This window comes from Methylobrevis pamukkalensis, from assembly GCF_001720135.1.
In the GTDB taxonomy this organism is placed as follows: Bacteria; Pseudomonadota; Alphaproteobacteria; order Rhizobiales; family Pleomorphomonadaceae; genus Methylobrevis; species Methylobrevis pamukkalensis.
In genome coordinates this window covers 1-15580 of the sequence record NZ_MCRJ01000038.1, presented here as the reverse complement: position 1 = coordinate 15580, position 15580 = coordinate 1, and the positions used below count along the sequence as shown (strand labels likewise).

Annotated in this window: 11 protein-coding genes and 2 pseudogenes; 4 read left to right on the top strand and 9 right to left on the bottom strand. The window is 68.7% G+C overall.

Annotation, left to right across the window (positions count from 1 at the left end; genetic code table 11):
• Positions 1 to 74 precede the first annotated feature (74 nt).
• On the top strand, positions 75 to 758 hold the full coding sequence (locus tag A6302_RS08235; protein ID WP_069306630.1) for a ceramidase domain-containing protein: 684 nt from the start codon (positions 75 to 77) through the stop codon (positions 756 to 758).
• Here the strand turns inward: A6302_RS08235 and cysG are convergent.
• From cysG to A6302_RS23465, 9 genes and pseudogenes are all read right to left on the bottom strand, one after another.
• The gene (gene cysG, locus A6302_RS08230; RefSeq protein WP_069306629.1) at positions 740 to 2215 is read right to left on the bottom strand and encodes a siroheme synthase CysG; all 1476 of its coding nucleotides are present in this window, start codon (positions 2213 to 2215) and stop codon (positions 740 to 742) included. The two genes, A6302_RS08235 and cysG, sit on opposite strands and share 19 nt — an antisense overlap.
• The gene (locus A6302_RS08225) at positions 2187 to 4898 is read right to left on the bottom strand and encodes a nitrate reductase (RefSeq protein ID WP_069306628.1); all 2712 of its coding nucleotides are present in this window, start codon (positions 4896 to 4898) and stop codon (positions 2187 to 2189) included. The genes cysG and A6302_RS08225 overlap by 29 nt, the downstream gene beginning before the upstream one ends.
• A 327-nt stretch (positions 4899 to 5225) precedes the next feature.
• Positions 5226 to 5576, bottom strand: coding sequence for a nitrite reductase small subunit NirD (nirD, locus tag A6302_RS08220; RefSeq protein ID WP_069306627.1), 351 nt, complete (start codon positions 5574 to 5576; stop codon positions 5226 to 5228).
• Positions 5573 to 8018: pseudogene (gene nirB, locus A6302_RS08215) on the bottom strand (nitrite reductase large subunit NirB). Before nirB ends, nirD begins: the two are co-directional and overlap by 4 nt.
• Before the next feature lie 31 nt (positions 8019 to 8049).
• Positions 8050 to 8847 carry an ABC transporter ATP-binding protein gene (locus A6302_RS08210; protein WP_069306626.1) on the bottom strand — a complete coding sequence of 266 codons (798 nt, stop codon included), beginning with the start codon at positions 8845 to 8847 and terminating at the stop codon, positions 8050 to 8052.
• A gap of 24 nt (positions 8848 to 8871) precedes the next feature.
• Positions 8872 to 9767 (bottom strand): annotated as a pseudogene (gene ntrB / locus A6302_RS08205) (nitrate ABC transporter permease).
• Positions 9768 to 9843: 76 nt separating this feature from the next.
• Positions 9844 to 11166, bottom strand: a complete 1323-nt coding sequence (locus A6302_RS08200; RefSeq protein WP_069306644.1) for a CmpA/NrtA family ABC transporter substrate-binding protein — start codon at positions 11164 to 11166, stop codon at positions 9844 to 9846.
• 490 nt (positions 11167 to 11656) lie between these two features.
• Entirely contained in the window at positions 11657 to 12013 is a 357-nt protein-coding gene (locus A6302_RS23470) for an invasion associated locus B family protein (protein ID WP_210183292.1), read from the bottom strand.
• Positions 12007 to 12309, bottom strand: coding sequence for an invasion associated locus B family protein (locus tag A6302_RS23465; protein ID WP_210183291.1), 303 nt, complete (start codon positions 12307 to 12309; stop codon positions 12007 to 12009). The genes A6302_RS23470 and A6302_RS23465 overlap by 7 nt, the downstream gene beginning before the upstream one ends.
• Before the next feature lie 318 nt (positions 12310 to 12627).
• On the opposite strand from A6302_RS23465, the gene A6302_RS25715 reads away from it, so the two are divergent.
• The 3 genes from A6302_RS25715 to A6302_RS08185 form a co-directional block, all read left to right on the top strand.
• Positions 12628 to 13518: an ABC transporter substrate-binding protein gene (locus A6302_RS25715; protein ID WP_342586239.1), complete on the top strand. Its 891-nt coding sequence runs from the start codon at positions 12628 to 12630 to the stop codon at positions 13516 to 13518.
• Positions 13413 to 14435 carry an ABC transporter substrate-binding protein gene (locus A6302_RS25710; protein WP_342586240.1) on the top strand — a complete coding sequence of 341 codons (1023 nt, stop codon included), beginning with the start codon at positions 13413 to 13415 and terminating at the stop codon, positions 14433 to 14435. The genes A6302_RS25715 and A6302_RS25710 overlap by 106 nt, the downstream gene beginning before the upstream one ends.
• Positions 14436 to 14453: 18 nt before the next feature.
• A partial coding sequence (locus A6302_RS08185) for a class I adenylate-forming enzyme family protein (protein WP_141703520.1) occupies positions 14454 to 15580 on the top strand: 1127 nt, incomplete at its 3' end.

The following is a 15580-nucleotide window of genomic DNA, read 5'->3' as shown; positions in this document are numbered from 1 at the left end:
GTGACACGTCCGTCATCGGGGTTGCGTCACGGTCGGCCTAGTCTTGGCCGCTGACCAACCGGATGCCGGACCCCATGGACCTGTTTGCCACCGTCGACATCTACTGCGAACGTCTCGGCCCGGGCCTGCTCGCCGAGCCCCTGAACGCCGTGTCGAATTTCGCCTTCATCGCTGCGGGTCTTTACGCCGTCCGGGCCGCGCGGCGGGCGGGCAGCGATCTCTGGGTGGTGCTGCTCGGCTGGTGGGTGGTGGCGATCGGCCTCGGCTCGCTGTCGTTCCACACCTTTGCGAACCGGCTGACCGGCCTTGCCGACGTGCTGCCGATCTGGAGCTTCGTGGTGCTCTACGTGGTGTTCACGCTGCGCCGATTCCTGCGACTTCGGGCGGTCACGACCGCAATGGTCGCCGGCCTCGGCATTGCCGCAGTCATCGCAGCCATGAGGACGATCCCGCCGGACATCGCGCGGGCCACCAACGGGTCGAGCAGCTATCTTCCGGTCGTCGTCGCCTTCTTCATCCTCGGCGGCGCGCTGGCGTGGCAGCGCCATCCCGCGCGGGCGGCCGTGCTCGGCGCCGGCGCGGTGTTTCTCGTCTCACTGACCTTTCGCACCCTCGACGCCGCCGTCTGCGCCGGCTTTCCGGCCGGCGTTCATTTCCTCTGGCATCTCTGCAACGCGGTGATGCTGGCGATCCTGTTGCTCGCCGCCGTGCACCACGGCCAGCCGGAGCCGGGTGGCAATCAGCGCGGCAAAGCCTGACGAAGGTCGGCGCTCTCGGGAACGCCGGCGTCGATGCCGGCGCTCTCCACCTCGCGGAACACCTCGCCGATCCCGAGCAGCAGCGGCGCCTGCGGCGGCGCCACCGCCCCGCCCGACAGGTCCTGCAGGGTCATCCGGCGGATGCGCTGCTCGGGCCGGGACACGGCCTCCGCGACAACGACCGGCGTGGCCGGCGAACGGCCCTCGGCGATCAGCCGGTCGGCGAGATCACGCGAGGTGCGTCCGCCCATGTAGACGACCAGCGTCGTCTCCGCGTCGGACAGACCCTTCCAGTCGAGCTTTTCCGGCAGGCGTCCGTCGCGGGCGTGGCCGGTGACGAAGCGGACCGAATGGGCGAGATCGCGGTGGGTGAGCGACACGCCGAGCGCCGAGCCAAGCGCGATGCCGGCGCTGATGCCGGGCACCACCTCGACCGGGATGTTCGCGCGCGCAAGCTCGGCGATCTCCTCGCCGGCCCGGCCGAAGATCATCGGATCGCCGGATTTCAGCCGCACCACATGCCGGCCCTGACCGGCGAGACTGACCATCAGCGCGTTGATGTCCTCCTGGCGGCAGGACTCGCGGCCGCCGCGCTTGCCGACCAGCATGCGCTTGGCCTCGCGCCGCGCCAGTTCCAGCACATCGTCGGAGACGAGATCGTCGAACAGGATCACGTCGGCCGACTGCAGCGCCCGCACCGCCTTGATCGTCAGGAATTCGGCATCCCCCGGTCCGGCACCGACGATGGTGACCCGGCCGCCGCCATCGGCGCCGAGGCCCGCGGCCTCGTCTTCCAGCCGCCGCACGGTCGCCTCGACATCGGCGCCCGGCGCGGGCCCGAAGGCGAGATCGGAGAAGCGCTCCCAGAAGCGGCGGCGCTCGGCGCCGGGCTTGAGCCGCGCCGTGACATGCTCGCGCACCCGCGCCGCAAGCTCGGCCCAGGCGGTCAGCGTCTGCGGCACCAGCGTCTCGATGCGACGGCGGATCGCCTGGCCGAGGATCGGGGCGGCGCCGTCGGTCGAAATGCCGATCACCACCGGCGAGCGGTTGACGATCGAGCCGAACTGGAAGGCGCAGAAGGCCGGCTTGTCGATCACGTTGTGCGGCACGCCCGCGGCCCGGGCCGAACAGGCGAAGGCCTGCGCCTCGGCGTCGGTTTCGGCGTCGCAGATGGCGATGACGGCGCCCTCGAAGCAGTCGGTCGCCCAGGGACGGGCATGGAGCCGGAAGCGATCGTCGCCGGTGATCAGCTGGAGCATCTCCGGCTCGGGCTCGGCGGCATAGACCTCGACCCGCGCGCCGGCGGCGGCGAGCAGTTCGGCCTTCCACGCGGCCGCGGCAGTGCCGCCGGCGACGATGGCGCGCCGGCCGTCCAGCCCGAAGAACACGGGCAGCTTTGCGAGCCGGCCCATGCGCGCCGGCGAGGCCTCAGCCGGTCTTCTGGATGCGACACGCATCGATCACTCTCCCGATCTCGCTGCGGCAGGAGCCGCAGTTCGTCCCCGCCTTCAAGGCCCTGCCGACATCCGCCACCGACATCGCCCCACCGGAGACGATCGCCTGGACGATGGAATTCACGCCGACGTCGAAGCAGGAACAGACGATGGCACCCTTGTCCGGCGCCGCGCCGCCGCCTCTGCCCGCAAGCATGCGCAGGCGATCCTGCGGCTCCAGCGCCTCGCCGCCGAGACGGTCGACGAGGAAGCTGCGCGACACCGCGACCGGCTCCGGCGCCACGAACAGCGCGGCGATCAGGCGTCCGTCCCTGAACAGGGCGACGCGGCCGATGCCGCGCACGCTGTCATGATAGGCGACGCGCTCGTCGCCGGGAAGGACGGGAACGAGGTCGCATAGCAGGGTTTCGGCGTCCACAGGGTCGCAGCCGGCAAGTTCCAGGCGATGGCCACCCCGCGTGCGGCCGAGCGCCCAGTAGTCGCCCGGGATCCTCGACGGGCGGTCCCGCAGGACCGCAAAGCCGTACCAGCTGGCGGCAAAGGGAATGACATCGACGCCGGTGGCCTTGAGACCGGGCTGGCCGGACACCGGATCGACGGCGGGAGCGACCACCGCATCGATCCGCCCCGAAGAACTGTTCTGCCCCGTCCAGTGCATCGGCACGAACACCGAGCCGCGGCGCTGCCGGTCGGTCACCAGCGCGCGCACCACCGCGGCGCCATGGCGGCTGGCGATCCGGACGAGGCCGGCGGGGGTGACGCCGAGGCGGGCGGCATCCTCTGGGTGGATCTCGGCGAAGGGCTCGGCGATATGCGAGGTCAGCCGCGCCGCCTTGCCGGTGCGCGTCATCGTGTGCCACTGGTCGCGGACCCGGCCGGTGTTCAGCACCATCGGCCGGCTGGCATCGATCTGAAGCGGCAGGACCGGCGTCGGCACGAAGCGGGCGCGGCCGTCCGGTGTGAAGAAGCGACCGTCGGCGAAGAAGCGCTGATCGTCGCCCTCCCCGTCCGACCTGTCGCCGCGCCGCACCGGCCATTGCACGGGTGCCAGGTTGTCGAAGGCTGCGGTGTCGACATCGGCAAGACCGGAGATGTCGAAGTCGCGGGAGCCTTCGTTCTCGAAGCCCGAGAGTGCGGCATGCTCGCGGAAGACATCGCCGGCCGAGGCATAGGAAAAGGCCGCGTCATAGCCCATCCGCCGACCGACCTCGGCGAAGATCCACCAGTCCGGCATCGTCCGGCCGGGCGTGGGCAGGAAGGCGCGCTGGCGCGAGATGCGGCGCTCCGAATTGGTGACCGTGCCGTCCTTCTCGCCCCAGCCGGCGGCGGGCAGCAGCACGTCGGCGTAGGGCGTGGCGTCGGTCGCGGCCATCACCTCGGAGATCACGACGAAGGGACAGGTCTCCAGCGCCCGTCGCACCAGGTCGGCGTCGGGCAGGCTGTCGACCGGATTGGTGGCGGCGATCCAGATCGCCTTGACCCGGCCATCGGCGACGGCGGTGAACAGGTCCACGGCCTTGAGCCCGGCCCGGTCGGTCACGCGGGCGGTGTTCCAGAAGCGCGCGACCCGGTCGCGGTCGGCGGCGCTGTCGATGTCCATATGCGCGGCGAGCTGGTTGGCAAGGCCGCCGACCTCGCGGCCGCCCATGGCGTTGGGCTGGCCGGTGATCGAGAACGGCCCCATGCCCGGCCGGCCGATCCGGCCCGTGAGCAGATGGCAATTGATGATGGCGTTGACCTTGTCGGTGCCGGTCACCGACTGGTTGACGCCCTGGCTGTAGACGGTGACGACCTTCTCCGTCGCCGCGAACAGGGCGTAGAAGGCGGCGATCTCGGCCGGATCGAGGCCGGTGTCGACGGCAAGCGTACCCGCACCGCCGCTTGCGGCGGCGAGCGTGTCGGTCAGGCCGCGGGTGTGATCGGCCACGAACGCGCTGTCGATGACGCCCTCCTGCAGGAGATGCAGCAGCAGGCCGTTGAAGAGGGCCACGTCGCCGCCGGGCGCGATGGCAAGATGCAGGTCGGCAAGTTCGGTCGTCGCAGTGCGGCGCGGGTCGATGGTCACGACCTTCAGCGACGGGCGGCGTTCCTTTTCGACCACCAGCCGCTGGAACACGACCGGATGGCACCAGGCCAGGTTCGAGCCGACGAGGACGACGAGGTCGGCCTCCTCGAGGTCGCGGTAGGTGCCGGGCACCGTGTCGGAGCCGAAGGCGCGCTTGTGGCCGGCGACCGACGAGGCCATGCACAGCCGCGAATTGGTGTCGATGTTGCCCGAGCCGATGAAGCCCTTCATCAGCTTGTTGGCGACGTAATAATCCTCGGTGAGAAACTGGCCGGAGCCGTAGATCGCCACCGCGTCGGGGCCGTGCTCGGCGATCGTCTCGGCAAAGCGCCGGGCAACGAGATCCAGCGCCTCGTCCCAAGAGGCGGTCGCGCCGGCGATCTTCGGGTCGAGCAGCCGGTCGTCCAGCGACAGGGTGTCGGCGAGCGCCGACCCCTTGGAGCAGAGCCGGCCGAAATTCGCCGGATGATCCGGATCGCCCGCCACCGACACCGCCCCGTCCGCCGCCACCCGCGCGATCACCCCGCAGCCGACGCCGCAATAGGGGCAGGTCGTCCGGGTGGTCGTCTCCGCAACGGGCGGGACGGCGGCAAGGAGCAGGTCGTCGGGGTCGCGTTTCATGGGGTTTGTCGCTCGATGTGATGGGTATCAGGCAGCAGACACGGAGTGTGTGGCTCCCCCCTCACCCTGCCCCTCTCCCGCAAGGAAGAAGACAGGGTGTGGGGGAGCAGACCTTCTCAGGCTTCAGTCTTTCCTTCGTCATTGCCGGGCCTGACCCGGCAACCCGATCACGTGTCCACGAGGATAGGCCTTGGAAATCGGCCCGAGGGACAGCCGCATCCCCATGGTGAACCAGGCATTCGCGGCCAGGCCATTGGCGCCGGGTCGAGCCCGCCGATGACGACGCTGACGCCTCGTTTCGTCTCATCGCCGCTTCTGCGGCCTCCCTCACGCCGCCCGGCGCGCCAGCAGCGCCGAGAGGTCCAGCAGCAGCCGGCCGGCCTCGTCCACCGTCACCGGCACCGTCCGGACGCAGCCCTCGTCCGCGCCCTGGGCGAGGCCGGTTTCCAGGCTGATCACCCAGTTGTGCAGCGGGCAGGTGACGAAATGACCGTGGACGATGCCCTCCGACAGCGGACCGCCGCGATGCGGGCAGCGGTTGTCGATGGCGAAGATCCGGTCGTCCATGGTGCGGAACACCCCGATTTCCGTCTCGGCGAGTTTGACCACCCGCGCGCCGCGGGCCGGGACGTCGGTCACGTGGCCGACGTCGACGAGAGACTTGAAGGGAGCGTTCATTCGGCGGCCTCCGCGTAGGTGATGGTCGCGAGCGGGGCGAATTCGTGGGCCTCGGACCCCGCGACGCGCTCGGCCCAGGGATCGGTCTGGAAGAAGGTCTGGCTGTAGACGAAGCGCTCGACCAACGCCTTGCGGCGCGGGGCATCGGCGACGATCTGGGCACGCACGGTGTCGAGGCCGACACGTTTGGCCCACTTGTAGACGCGCTCCAGGTAGTGGCCCTGCTCGCGGTAGAGCTGGACCAGGGCGAGGCCGTATTCGATCGCCTCTTCCTCGGTGTCGACGTGGCAGAGCGGTTCCGTGCCCTTGATGTCGAGCCCGGCCGCGCCGGCGAAGACGAGGTCGTAGCCGCTGTCGACGCAGATGATGCCGAAGTCCTTGCAGGTGGCTTCGGCGCAGTTGCGCGGGCAGCCGGACACCGCCATCTTCACCTTCGCCGGCGTCCAGGCGCCCCACATCGCCTTCTCGATCTTGACGCCGAGGCCGGTGCTGTCCTGCGTGCCGAAGCGGCACCATTCCTTGCCGACGCAGGTCTTCACCGTGCGCACGCCCTTGGCATAGGCGTGGCCGGAGACCATGCCGGCGTCGTTGAGATCCGCCCAGACGGCAGGCAGATCCTCCTTCTTCACCCCGAGCAGGTCGATGCGCTGGCCACCCGTCACCTTGACGGTCGGGATGGCATACTTGTCGGCGACGTCGGCGATCGCGCGCAGTTCCCTGGCCGAGGTCAGGCCGCCCCACATGCGCGGCACCACCGAATAGGTGCCGTCCTTCTGGATGTTGGCGTGAACGCGTTCGTTGATGAAGCGCGACTGCTGGTCGTCCACCGCCTCGCCGGGCCAGCTGGCGAGCATGTAGTAGTTGAGCGCCGGCCGGCACTTGGCGCAGCCGCAGGAGGTCTTCCACTCCAGCTCCTGCATCGCCGCCGCGATCGACTTCAGCTCCTTGGCGACGATCAGCCGGCGCACGTCGTCGTGCGACAGCGCCGTGCAGGTGCACATCGGCTTGACGGCCGAGACCTCGAAGGCATCTCCCAGCGTCACCGCGAGCAGTTGTTCGACGAGGCCGGTACAGGAGCCGCAGGAGGCGGACGCTTGGTGTACATCCGCACGTCATCGACGGAGGACAGGCCCTTCGCGGCAATCGCCTCGACGATGGTGCCCTTGCAGACGCCGTTGCAGCCGCAGATCTCCGCACTATCCGGCAAGGCTGCAACGGCCGCCGTAGGGTCCAGCGGAGCCCCCCCGACGAAGGACCGGCCGAAGATCAGGGTGTCGCGCAGCTCGGAAATGTCGGCCTCGTCGCGCATCAGGTCGAAGAACCACGGGCCGTCGGCGGTCTCGCCGTAGAGCACGGCGCCGATGATCCGGTTGTCCTTCAGGACGAGGCGCTTGTAGACGCCGCGATTGGCGTCGCGGAAGACGATCTCCTCGCGGTCCCTCGCTTCGGCGAAATCGCCGGCCGAGAACAGGTCGACGCCGGTCACCTTGAGCCTGGTCGCGACGACCGAGCCATAATAGCCCGCCTCCTCCTCCACCAGCGTCGCTGCGGCGACCTTGGCCATCTCGAACAGCGGGGCGACGAGGCCATAGCACTGGCCGCGATGCTCCACGCATTCGCCGACCGCCAGCACATGCGGATCGGAGGTCATCATCCGGTCGTCGACCTTGAGGCCGCGGCCGACGTCGAGGCCCGCTGCCCCGGCGAGCGTGGCGTTCGGGCGGATGCCCACCGCCATCACCACCAGATCGCAGGCCATCTCGGACCCGTCGTCGAAACGGATGCCCGCCACCCGGTCCGTGCCGAGGATCTCCTTCGTGTTGGTGCGGGTGCGGATGTCGATGCCGCGCCCGACCAGTTCGCGCTCCAGCAGGTAGCCGGCCGAGGCGTCGAGCTGGCGCTCCATCAGCGTCGGCGCCAGATGGACGACGGTGACGTCCATGCCGCGCATCCGCAGGCCCGCCGCCGCCTCGAGGCCGAGAAGGCCGCCGCCGACGACCACGGCCCGGCCGCCGCGGTCGGCCGCGGCCAGCATCTTCTCCACATCGTCGAGATCGCGGTAGGCGACGACGCCGGGAAGGTCGACGCCCGGCACCGGGATGATGAAGGGCGAGGAGCCGGTCGCGACCAGCAGCATGTCGTAGTGGGCGACCGATCCGGCCTCCGTCTCGACGATGCGCGCCGCCCGGTCGATCCGCGTCACCGCCTGGCCCTTGACCAGGGTGATGCCGCGCTCGGCGTACCAGGCGTCCGAATGGGTGACGATCTGCTCGAAGGTCTTCTCGCCGGAGAGCACCGGTGAGAGCAGGATGCGGTTGTAGTTCACCCGCGGCTCGGCGCCGAACACGGTGATGTCGTAGGCGCCGGGCGCTTGTCGGTGAGGTGTTCGAGAACACGGCCGGCAGCCATGCCATTCCCGATCACGACCAGTTTCTTCGTCATGGAGTATCCCCGGGTCGATCGTGTCGGGCCGTCAGGCGGCTTCGACGAAGCGGTTGCGTTCGTAGAGGAATTTCAGCACCGCCGTGCGGCAGCGGATGTAGGTGGGGTCGGTCGCCAGTTCGAGCCGGCGGCGCGGCCGCGCGATCGGCACGTCGAGGATCTCGCCGATCCGGGCCGAGGGGCCGTTGGTCAGCATCACGATCCGGTCGGAGAGCAGCACCGCCTCGTCGACATCGTGGGTGATCATCAGCACGGTGTTGCCGAGGGTCTGCTGGATCTGCATCACCTGATCCTGCAGATGGGCGCGGGTCAGCGCATCGAGCGCGCCGAAGGGCTCGTCGAGCAGCAGCACCTTCGGCTCCATGGCGAGCGCCCGGGCGATGCCGACGCGCTGCTTCATGCCGCCGGAGATTTCCGCGGGGCGCTTGTCCTTGGCATGGCCCATGTGGACGAGTTCGAGATTGCGCATCGTCCATTCATGGCGCTCGGCCTTCGAGCGGGTCTTGCGGAACACCTTGTCGACCGCCAGCGAGACATTCTCGTAGACGGTGAGCCAGGGCAGCAGCGAATGGTTTTGGAACACCACCGCCCGGTCCGGGCCCGGCTGGTCCACCACCTCGCCTTCGAGGAACACGACGCCGGTGGTGGCGTCCGTCAGGCCGGCGACGATGTTGAGCAGCGTGGACTTGCCGCAGCCGGAATGGCCGATGATCGAGATGTATTCGCCCTTGTCGACATCGAGCGAGATGTTCTTCAGGACGTTGGTGCTCGCGCTGCCGCGGGTGAAGGTCTTGTCGACCTGCTGGATCGAGAGATAGGCCTTGGGCATGGGTGATCCTCCTCGCGCGTCCGGTCAGGAACTGGCGGTGCCGCGGGTGATGGCGTTGGCGATGAAGACGACGAGACGGTCGAGCAGGAAGCCGGTGACGCGACGTAGACGAGGGCGAGGATGATGTCGCTGATCAGCGACGAGTTCCACGCGTCCCAGATGAAGAAGCCGATGCCGACGCCGCCGATCAGCATTTCCGCCGCGACGATGGCGAGCCAGGACAGGCCGATGCCGATGCGCAGGCCGGTGAAGATGTACGGCGCCGCCGCCGGGATCATGATCTTGAGGAAATATTCGAAGCCGTTGAGGCGCAGCACCTTGGCGACGTTCTGGTAGTCCTGCGGGATGTTGCGGATTCCGACGGCGGTGTTGATCACGATCGGCCAGACCGAGGTGATGAAGATCACGAAGATCGCCGAGGGCTGGCCGTCGCGGAAGGCGGCGAGCGAGAGCGGCAGCCAGGCGAGCGGCGGCACCGTGCGCAGCACCTGGAAGATCGGGTCGAGGCCGCGCATCGCCCACTGCGACTGGCCGACCAGCACGCCGAGCGCCACGCCGACCACCACCGCGATCGCGTAGCCGAGCGCCACGCGCTGCAGCGAGGCGATGAGATGCCAGCCGAGGCCCTTGTCGATGCCGCCGTTGTCGTAGAACGGGCTGATGATCAGCTCCCACGTGTCCGTCACCACCTGCGAGGGCGGCGGCAGGCTGGAGCCCGGCGCGGAACAGACCATCTCCCAGACGAGCAGGATGAGGCCGAGCATGAACAGCGGCGGGATGACCGTGGTGCCCACGGTCCGCAGGCGCTCGTTCAGAATGGCCGACATCGGCGGGCGGGCGACCGGAAAGGCCACCACGGCGGCGGCGGCACCGGCCGTCGCGGCGGCGCCTTCGGTGGACTTGATGGCGGTCTTCGTCATCGTTTGACTCCTGGAGAATGTGCGCACGATCGGAGCGCCCGGCGCGGCAGGGCCGGCACCGGGCGGCACGTCGCCGTCAGGCGATGCGCTTGATCGAAAGGCTTTCGAGATAGGCGGCCGGGTTTTCCGGATCGAAGGTCTTGCCGTCGAAGAAGGTCTCGACGCCGCGGCTGTCGGTCTGCGGAATGTCGGTGGCAGCGATGCCCAGCGTCTTGGCCGCCTCGCGCCAGAGGTCGGCACGGTTCACTTCGGCGACCAGCGCCTTGATGTCCATGTCCGGCGCGAACTTGCCCCAGCGCACGTCCTCGGTGAGGAACCAGGCGTCGTGGCTCTTGAACGGGAAGGAGGCGTGGTCCTGCCAGAACTTCATGTAGCCGGTGCTGGCGTCCACGACCTTGCCGTTGCCGTAGTCGTAGGCGCCCTTGAGGCGGCCGACGATGTCCTTCGGCGGCACGTTGAACCAGGCGCGCTTGCCGACGATGTCGGCGAGTTCCTCCTTGTTGGCCATGTCGTCGCACCACTGCTGGGCTTCGAGCACGGCCATCAGAATTGCCTGGGTCGCAACCGGGTTCTTCTCCACGAAGTCGGCGCGCATGCCGAGCGACTTCTCCGGGTGCTTCGACCAGATCTCGGCGGTGTTGCAGGCGGTGTAGCCGATGCCCTGGTTGACGAGCTGCGCGTTCCACGGCTCGCCGACGCAGAAGGCGTCCATGGTGCCGACCTTCATGTTCGCCACCATCTGCGGCGGCGGCACGACGATGGTCTCGACGTCCTTGTCCGGATCGATGCCGCCGGCGGCGAGCCAGTAGCGCAGCCACAGATCATGGGTGCCGCCCGGGAAGGTCATCGCCACCTTGGCGGAATTTCCCTCGGCAAGGCGCTTGGCGAAGGCCTCCTTCAGGGCGCCGGCATCGACACCGACTTTGAGATCGGCATAGCTGCTCGCCACCGAGATGCCCTGGGCGTCGAGGTTGAGCCGGGCGAGGATCACCATCGGCAGCGGCTGGTTGTTCTGGGTCACCCGGCCGGCGGAGATCAGGTAGGGCATCGGCGTGAGGATATGGGCGCCGTCGATGCCGTTGCCCTCCGTGCCGAGCACGAGATTGTCGCGGGTCGCGCCCCAGGAGGCCTGTTTCAGCACCTCCATGTCCGGCAGGCCGTATTTCTCGAAGATGCCCTTGTCCTTGGCGACGATCAGCGGCGAGGCATCGGTGAGCGCGATGAAGCCGAGCCTGGTGCCGGTCACCTCCGGACCGGACGAGGCCGCAAAGGCGCCGCCGGGAAAGGTCGCCTTGATCGCCGAGAACAGCGCGGCTGTGCCCGCCGTTGCCGCGGTGGTCTTCAGGAAGTTGCGGCGGGACATGCCGCCGCTCGTCGGTCCGGTCTCGATCTTCGCCATCGTCATCCCCTCTGCGGCCGCCGCGCGGCTCTCGTCGGTCGTCCCGGGCCGACGCGGTCGGCGGACGGGCAAAAAAAAACGCCGCCTGCCGTCTGGCTCGCGTTGCACGGGAGGCGTGCAGTGCGGCCGATGGCCTGGCGACGTCGTTGTCTGGCAGCCGCTTCTCGCAGAAGCGGCATGGTGCGCGATCATCGTTGACCGCAGCGATCCTATGGAAGCAGGGATCGTGCCAGACTGGAGGAGTTCAAGATTGGTCGAAGTTGCAGGGACTTAACGCATGCGCCCAAATCTTGTGCAGACCATCGATGACGCTGCGCTATGCAGCGGCGTGATGGTCGATGACGCAGTTGCACAAATGCGGCGCAGCTTGAGAATGCCCGAAACATCCCTGCCCGCTCGTTTCCCGGCGCCCGAACATGTGCTTGAAACGCAAAGACCCGCCGGACGATGCCGTCCGGCGGGTCTTTGCGAAAGCGTGCTCCGATGGTGCTCAGTTGGCGCCGTCGGTGGCCTTCTGCTGGGCGTCGATCAGCTTCTGCTGCGCTTCCTTGGCCTTGCGCTGCAGTTCCTCCTGCAGCTTCTGCTGCTGGCGCTGCAGGGCCTCGGTGTCGAGCGCCGCGCCGTCATAGGCGGCGGTGAAGCCGGACAGGCTGAGCTGGAAGCTGACGCCCTTGCCCTGCTGGTTCAGGGTCGTGAGCACCAGGTTGTTGCCCTTCTTGAGCGAGGCGACGAAGGCGTCGTCCACCACGAGCTCGGCAAAGCAGGCGTTCGGGAAGCAGATCGTGTATTTGGCCGCTTCCTGCTTGTTCTTGTCGATCTGGACGCGCATGCCCGGCTGGATCAGCATGGAGACCGGCACCTGAACGAGCAGGATCTTGCGGCTTCGCCGTCGACCTCGCGCACGCCGGCCGTCGCGAGGAACTGGCCGGTGTCGGTGCGCAGCTCGCGCTGGGTGAAGCAGATCCGCTTCTTGGAGCTGTTGTCGTCGCCACAGACCTTCACCCAGGTGTTGGCCGGTGCCGTGGAGGGCGAGGGAGCGGCCGCGGTCTGGGCCTGTGCAAGGCTCGCAAAGCCCAGCGTCGCGGCCATCGCCACCGCGCCGGCCAGAGCTCGCACCGTCTTCGTCGTTGCCGTCGTCGTCATTCGAAAATCATCCCCGATCAGAAGACGCGAACCCCCACCCTGCGCGCATCCGGCGACGGTGATCGATCCGACAATTGTGCCGTCTCGTGGACGCCAAATAGGGCGACACGGTGGCTTCGCGCATTCTCATAGCGACTGTGGACGGGATTTTGAAGAGCCCTGCCGCTGTCGCGTCCATGGCGGCGCTCATGATATTCTTTCCCGGGAATCAATGGATACGGGCGAGCGCCCGGCAGGGCGGCCGGCGCGGCAGCAGAAGGCCAGGACATGACGGCACGGCGACGAATCGGGGCGCGGATCGCGAGGCTCGCGACAGGCGTGCTCGCGGGGGTCGCCCTCGCCCTGCTGGCGGTTGTTCCGGCGAGTGCCGAGCCGCGCCACGGCATCGCCATGCTCGGCGAACCGGCCCTGCCCGCCGACTTCACCCACCTGCCCTACGCCAATCCGGACGCGCCCAAGGGCGGTCGCCTCACCTACGGCTTCCAGGGCACCTTCGACAGCCTCAACCCCTTCATCATCAAGGGCAACGCGCCGCGCGGCATCTTCGATGCGATCATCGGCAACAACGTGGTCGAAACGCTGATGACCCGCTCGGCCGACGAGCCCTTCACGCTCTACGGTCTGCTGGCGAAGTCCGTCGAGGCAGCCGACGACCGGTCGTGGATCGAGTTCCGTCTCCACCCGCTGGCCCGCTTTTCCGACGGCACGCCGGTGACGGTCGACGACCTCCTGTTCTCGATCGACCTGCTGCGCGACAACGGCCGGCCCTTCTACAAGTCGCGCTTCGACCGGATCGAGCGGACCGAGCGGGTCGGCACCGACGGCGTGCGGTTCCACTTCAAGCCGGGCACCGACCGCGAGGTGGCGATGCTGATCGGCCTGCTGCCGGTGCTGCCGAAACATTCGACCGATCCGGAAAGCTTTGCCGGCGGCATGATGGTGAAACCGCTCGGCAGCGGCCCCTATGTGGTCGAGGATGTCGATCCCGGTACCCGCATTCTCCTGAAGCGCAATCCGGACTACTGGGCGAAGGATCTGCCGATCAAGCGCGGCTTCGACAATTTCGACGAGATCGCGATCGAGTATTTCCGTGAGGCACCGGCCTGTTCGAAGCCTTCAAGAAGGGCATCGTCGACCTCTATTTCGACGCCAACCCGAACAGCTGGGCGCGGCGCTACGACTTCCCGGCCCGTATCGACGGCCGGGTGACGATGGATGCCGAGGTGACGGGCCTGCCGCGCGGCATGACGGGACTTGTCTTCAACACCCGCCGCGCGCCCTTCGACAATCCGGTGGTGCGCGAGGCGCTGATCCAGCTGTTCGACTTCGAATGGGTGAACCATAACCTCTACAGCGACGGCTACAGCCGGACCGGCTCCTATTTCCAGGGCGGCCATCTGTCGGCGCTCGGTCGCCCCGCCGATGCGGCGGAGACCGCGCTGCTGGCGCCCTTCCCGGATGCCGTGCGGCCGGAGGTGATGGACGGCACCTATGCGCCGCCCGTCAGCGACGGTTCCGGTCGTGACCGCAAGAACATGCGCGCCGCCCTCGATCTCCTGAAATCGGCCGGCTTCGAGCTGCAGGGCCGCACGCTGGTCAACTCCGCGACCGGCCAGCCCTTCGCCTTCGAGTTCCTCGCCAATTCCAGCCTGCCGGAGCAGGAGCGCCTCGCCCTCGCCTACCAGCGGACGCTGCGCCTGCTCGGCATCGACATGCGGCTTCGCAGCGTCGATGCCGTGCAGTTCTGGGATCGCCAGAAGGACTACGACTTCGACATGATCCAGATGACCTGGCAGGGCACGCTGTCGCCGGGGCGGGAGCAGCAGTTCCGCTGGTCGTCCGAGGCTGCCGACACGCCGGGCACCTTCAACATGGCCGGCGTGCGCAATCCGGCGGCCGACGCGATGATGGAAGCCTTCCTGACAGCGACCGATCCGGACGAGTTCGTCACCGCGGTGCGGGCCTTCGACCGGGTGCTGATCTCCGGCCTCTACGTCATTCCCCTCTACCACATGAAGGAAGACCGCATCGCGCACTGGACCCGGATCCGGCGGCCGGAGACGACGGCGCTGACCGGCTTCCAGACCCCCACGTGGTGGCATGCCCCCGATGCGGCGGCGAACTGAACATGCGAGGCCGTTGAGATGATCCTGACATCGGAAACACGCAGCAAGGCCTTCGTCGCCGCCGGGCTCTGGGGCGAGGACACGCTCGACGCGGCCTTCCGCCGCCATGCCGCGGAGCGGCCGGACGACCTGGCGATCGCCGATGGCGACACCGGCCCGGTGCCGGGCGCCGCCGCCTCCTACAGCTACGCCGAGGCGAACCGCCGGGTGGAGGGGCTCGCCGCCTTTCTCGCGGGCCTCGGCCTCAAGCCCGACACCGTGCTCGGCATCCACCTGCCCAATGTCGCCGAGGCGCAGATCGTCGTGCTCGCCGCCCTGCGCGCCGGTCTCGTGATCGTGCCGCTGCCCCTGCACTGGACCGACCGGGAAATCACCCGCGCTGTCGAGCAGGCCGGCATCCGCGCCATCGTCACCGCCTCGCGGGTCGAGCGCGCGGTGACGGGCGAGCGCATCCGCGACATCGCCGCCGAGGCTTTCTCCATCCGCTTCGTGCTCGGCTTCGGCGACGGGCTCGCCGACGGTCTGATTGATCTTGCCGAGGTCATGGCCGAACTCGATGCGCTCGGCCCCGCTCCCGAACTCACCCGGCGCGGCAACCCGGCCGATCACGTCGCCATGGTCTCGTTCTCGCGGCGCGACGGCCGGCTCGTCGCCGTTCCGCTGACCCACAACCACCTGCTGGCCATCGGCCGGTTCCATGCCGAGGCGGCGGGCGTCGGCCCCGGTGCGCGGATCGCCTCCGCGATGATGCCGGCCGGTCTTTCCGGCCTCGGTGCGGGGCTGGCCACGGCGATCGCCGCCGGTGCCGGCCTCGTCGCGCTGCATGGCACGGGCGCCCGCCAGATCGCGGGCGCCGTCCGCACCCAAGGTGCGGCGCATCTCGTCGTCCCGGCGCCGCTCGGTCCGATCCTCGCAGGGGACCTGACGGGCCACGGCGTCACGCTGTCGCTGGTCTCGCCGCGCAGCAGCGCGGACCCCGTCGCGCCCACAGGCTTTGCCGACGACGATGTCGTCGTCGATGTCGCGACCTTCGGCGGCATCACGCTGCTGCCGGTGCGGCGCGTCGGCGGCCAGCGGCCGCCTGGCCCCTGGCTGCGCCGGCGGGTGGCCCGGTGCCCGTCGCGGTCCGGATCAGGCCGCGGATG

Excerpts from the sequence above, each read along its gene's own strand:
- A6302_RS08200 (WP_069306644.1), bottom strand. The coding sequence starts at position 11,166 with ATGGCGAAGATCGAGACCGGACCGACGAGCGGCGGCATGTCCCGCCGC.
- A6302_RS08210 (WP_069306626.1), bottom strand. The coding sequence starts at position 8,847 with ATGCCCAAGGCCTATCTCTCGATCCAGCAGGTCGACAAGACCTTCACC.
- A6302_RS23465 (WP_210183291.1), bottom strand. The coding sequence starts at position 12,309 with ATGACGACGACGGCAACGACGAAGACGGTGCGAGCTCTGGCCGGCGCG.
- A6302_RS08225 (WP_069306628.1), bottom strand. The coding sequence starts at position 4,898 with ATGAAACGCGACCCCGACGACCTGCTCCTTGCCGCCGTCCCGCCCGTT.
- nirD (WP_069306627.1), bottom strand. The coding sequence starts at position 5,576 with ATGAACGCTCCCTTCAAGTCTCTCGTCGACGTCGGCCACGTGACCGAC.
- A6302_RS23470 (WP_210183292.1), bottom strand. The coding sequence starts at position 12,013 with ATGCTGATCCAGCCGGGCATGCGCGTCCAGATCGACAAGAACAAGCAG.
- cysG (WP_069306629.1), bottom strand. The coding sequence starts at position 2,215 with ATGCGTGTCGCATCCAGAAGACCGGCTGAGGCCTCGCCGGCGCGCATG.
- A6302_RS08235 (WP_069306630.1), top strand. The coding sequence starts at position 75 with ATGGACCTGTTTGCCACCGTCGACATCTACTGCGAACGTCTCGGCCCG.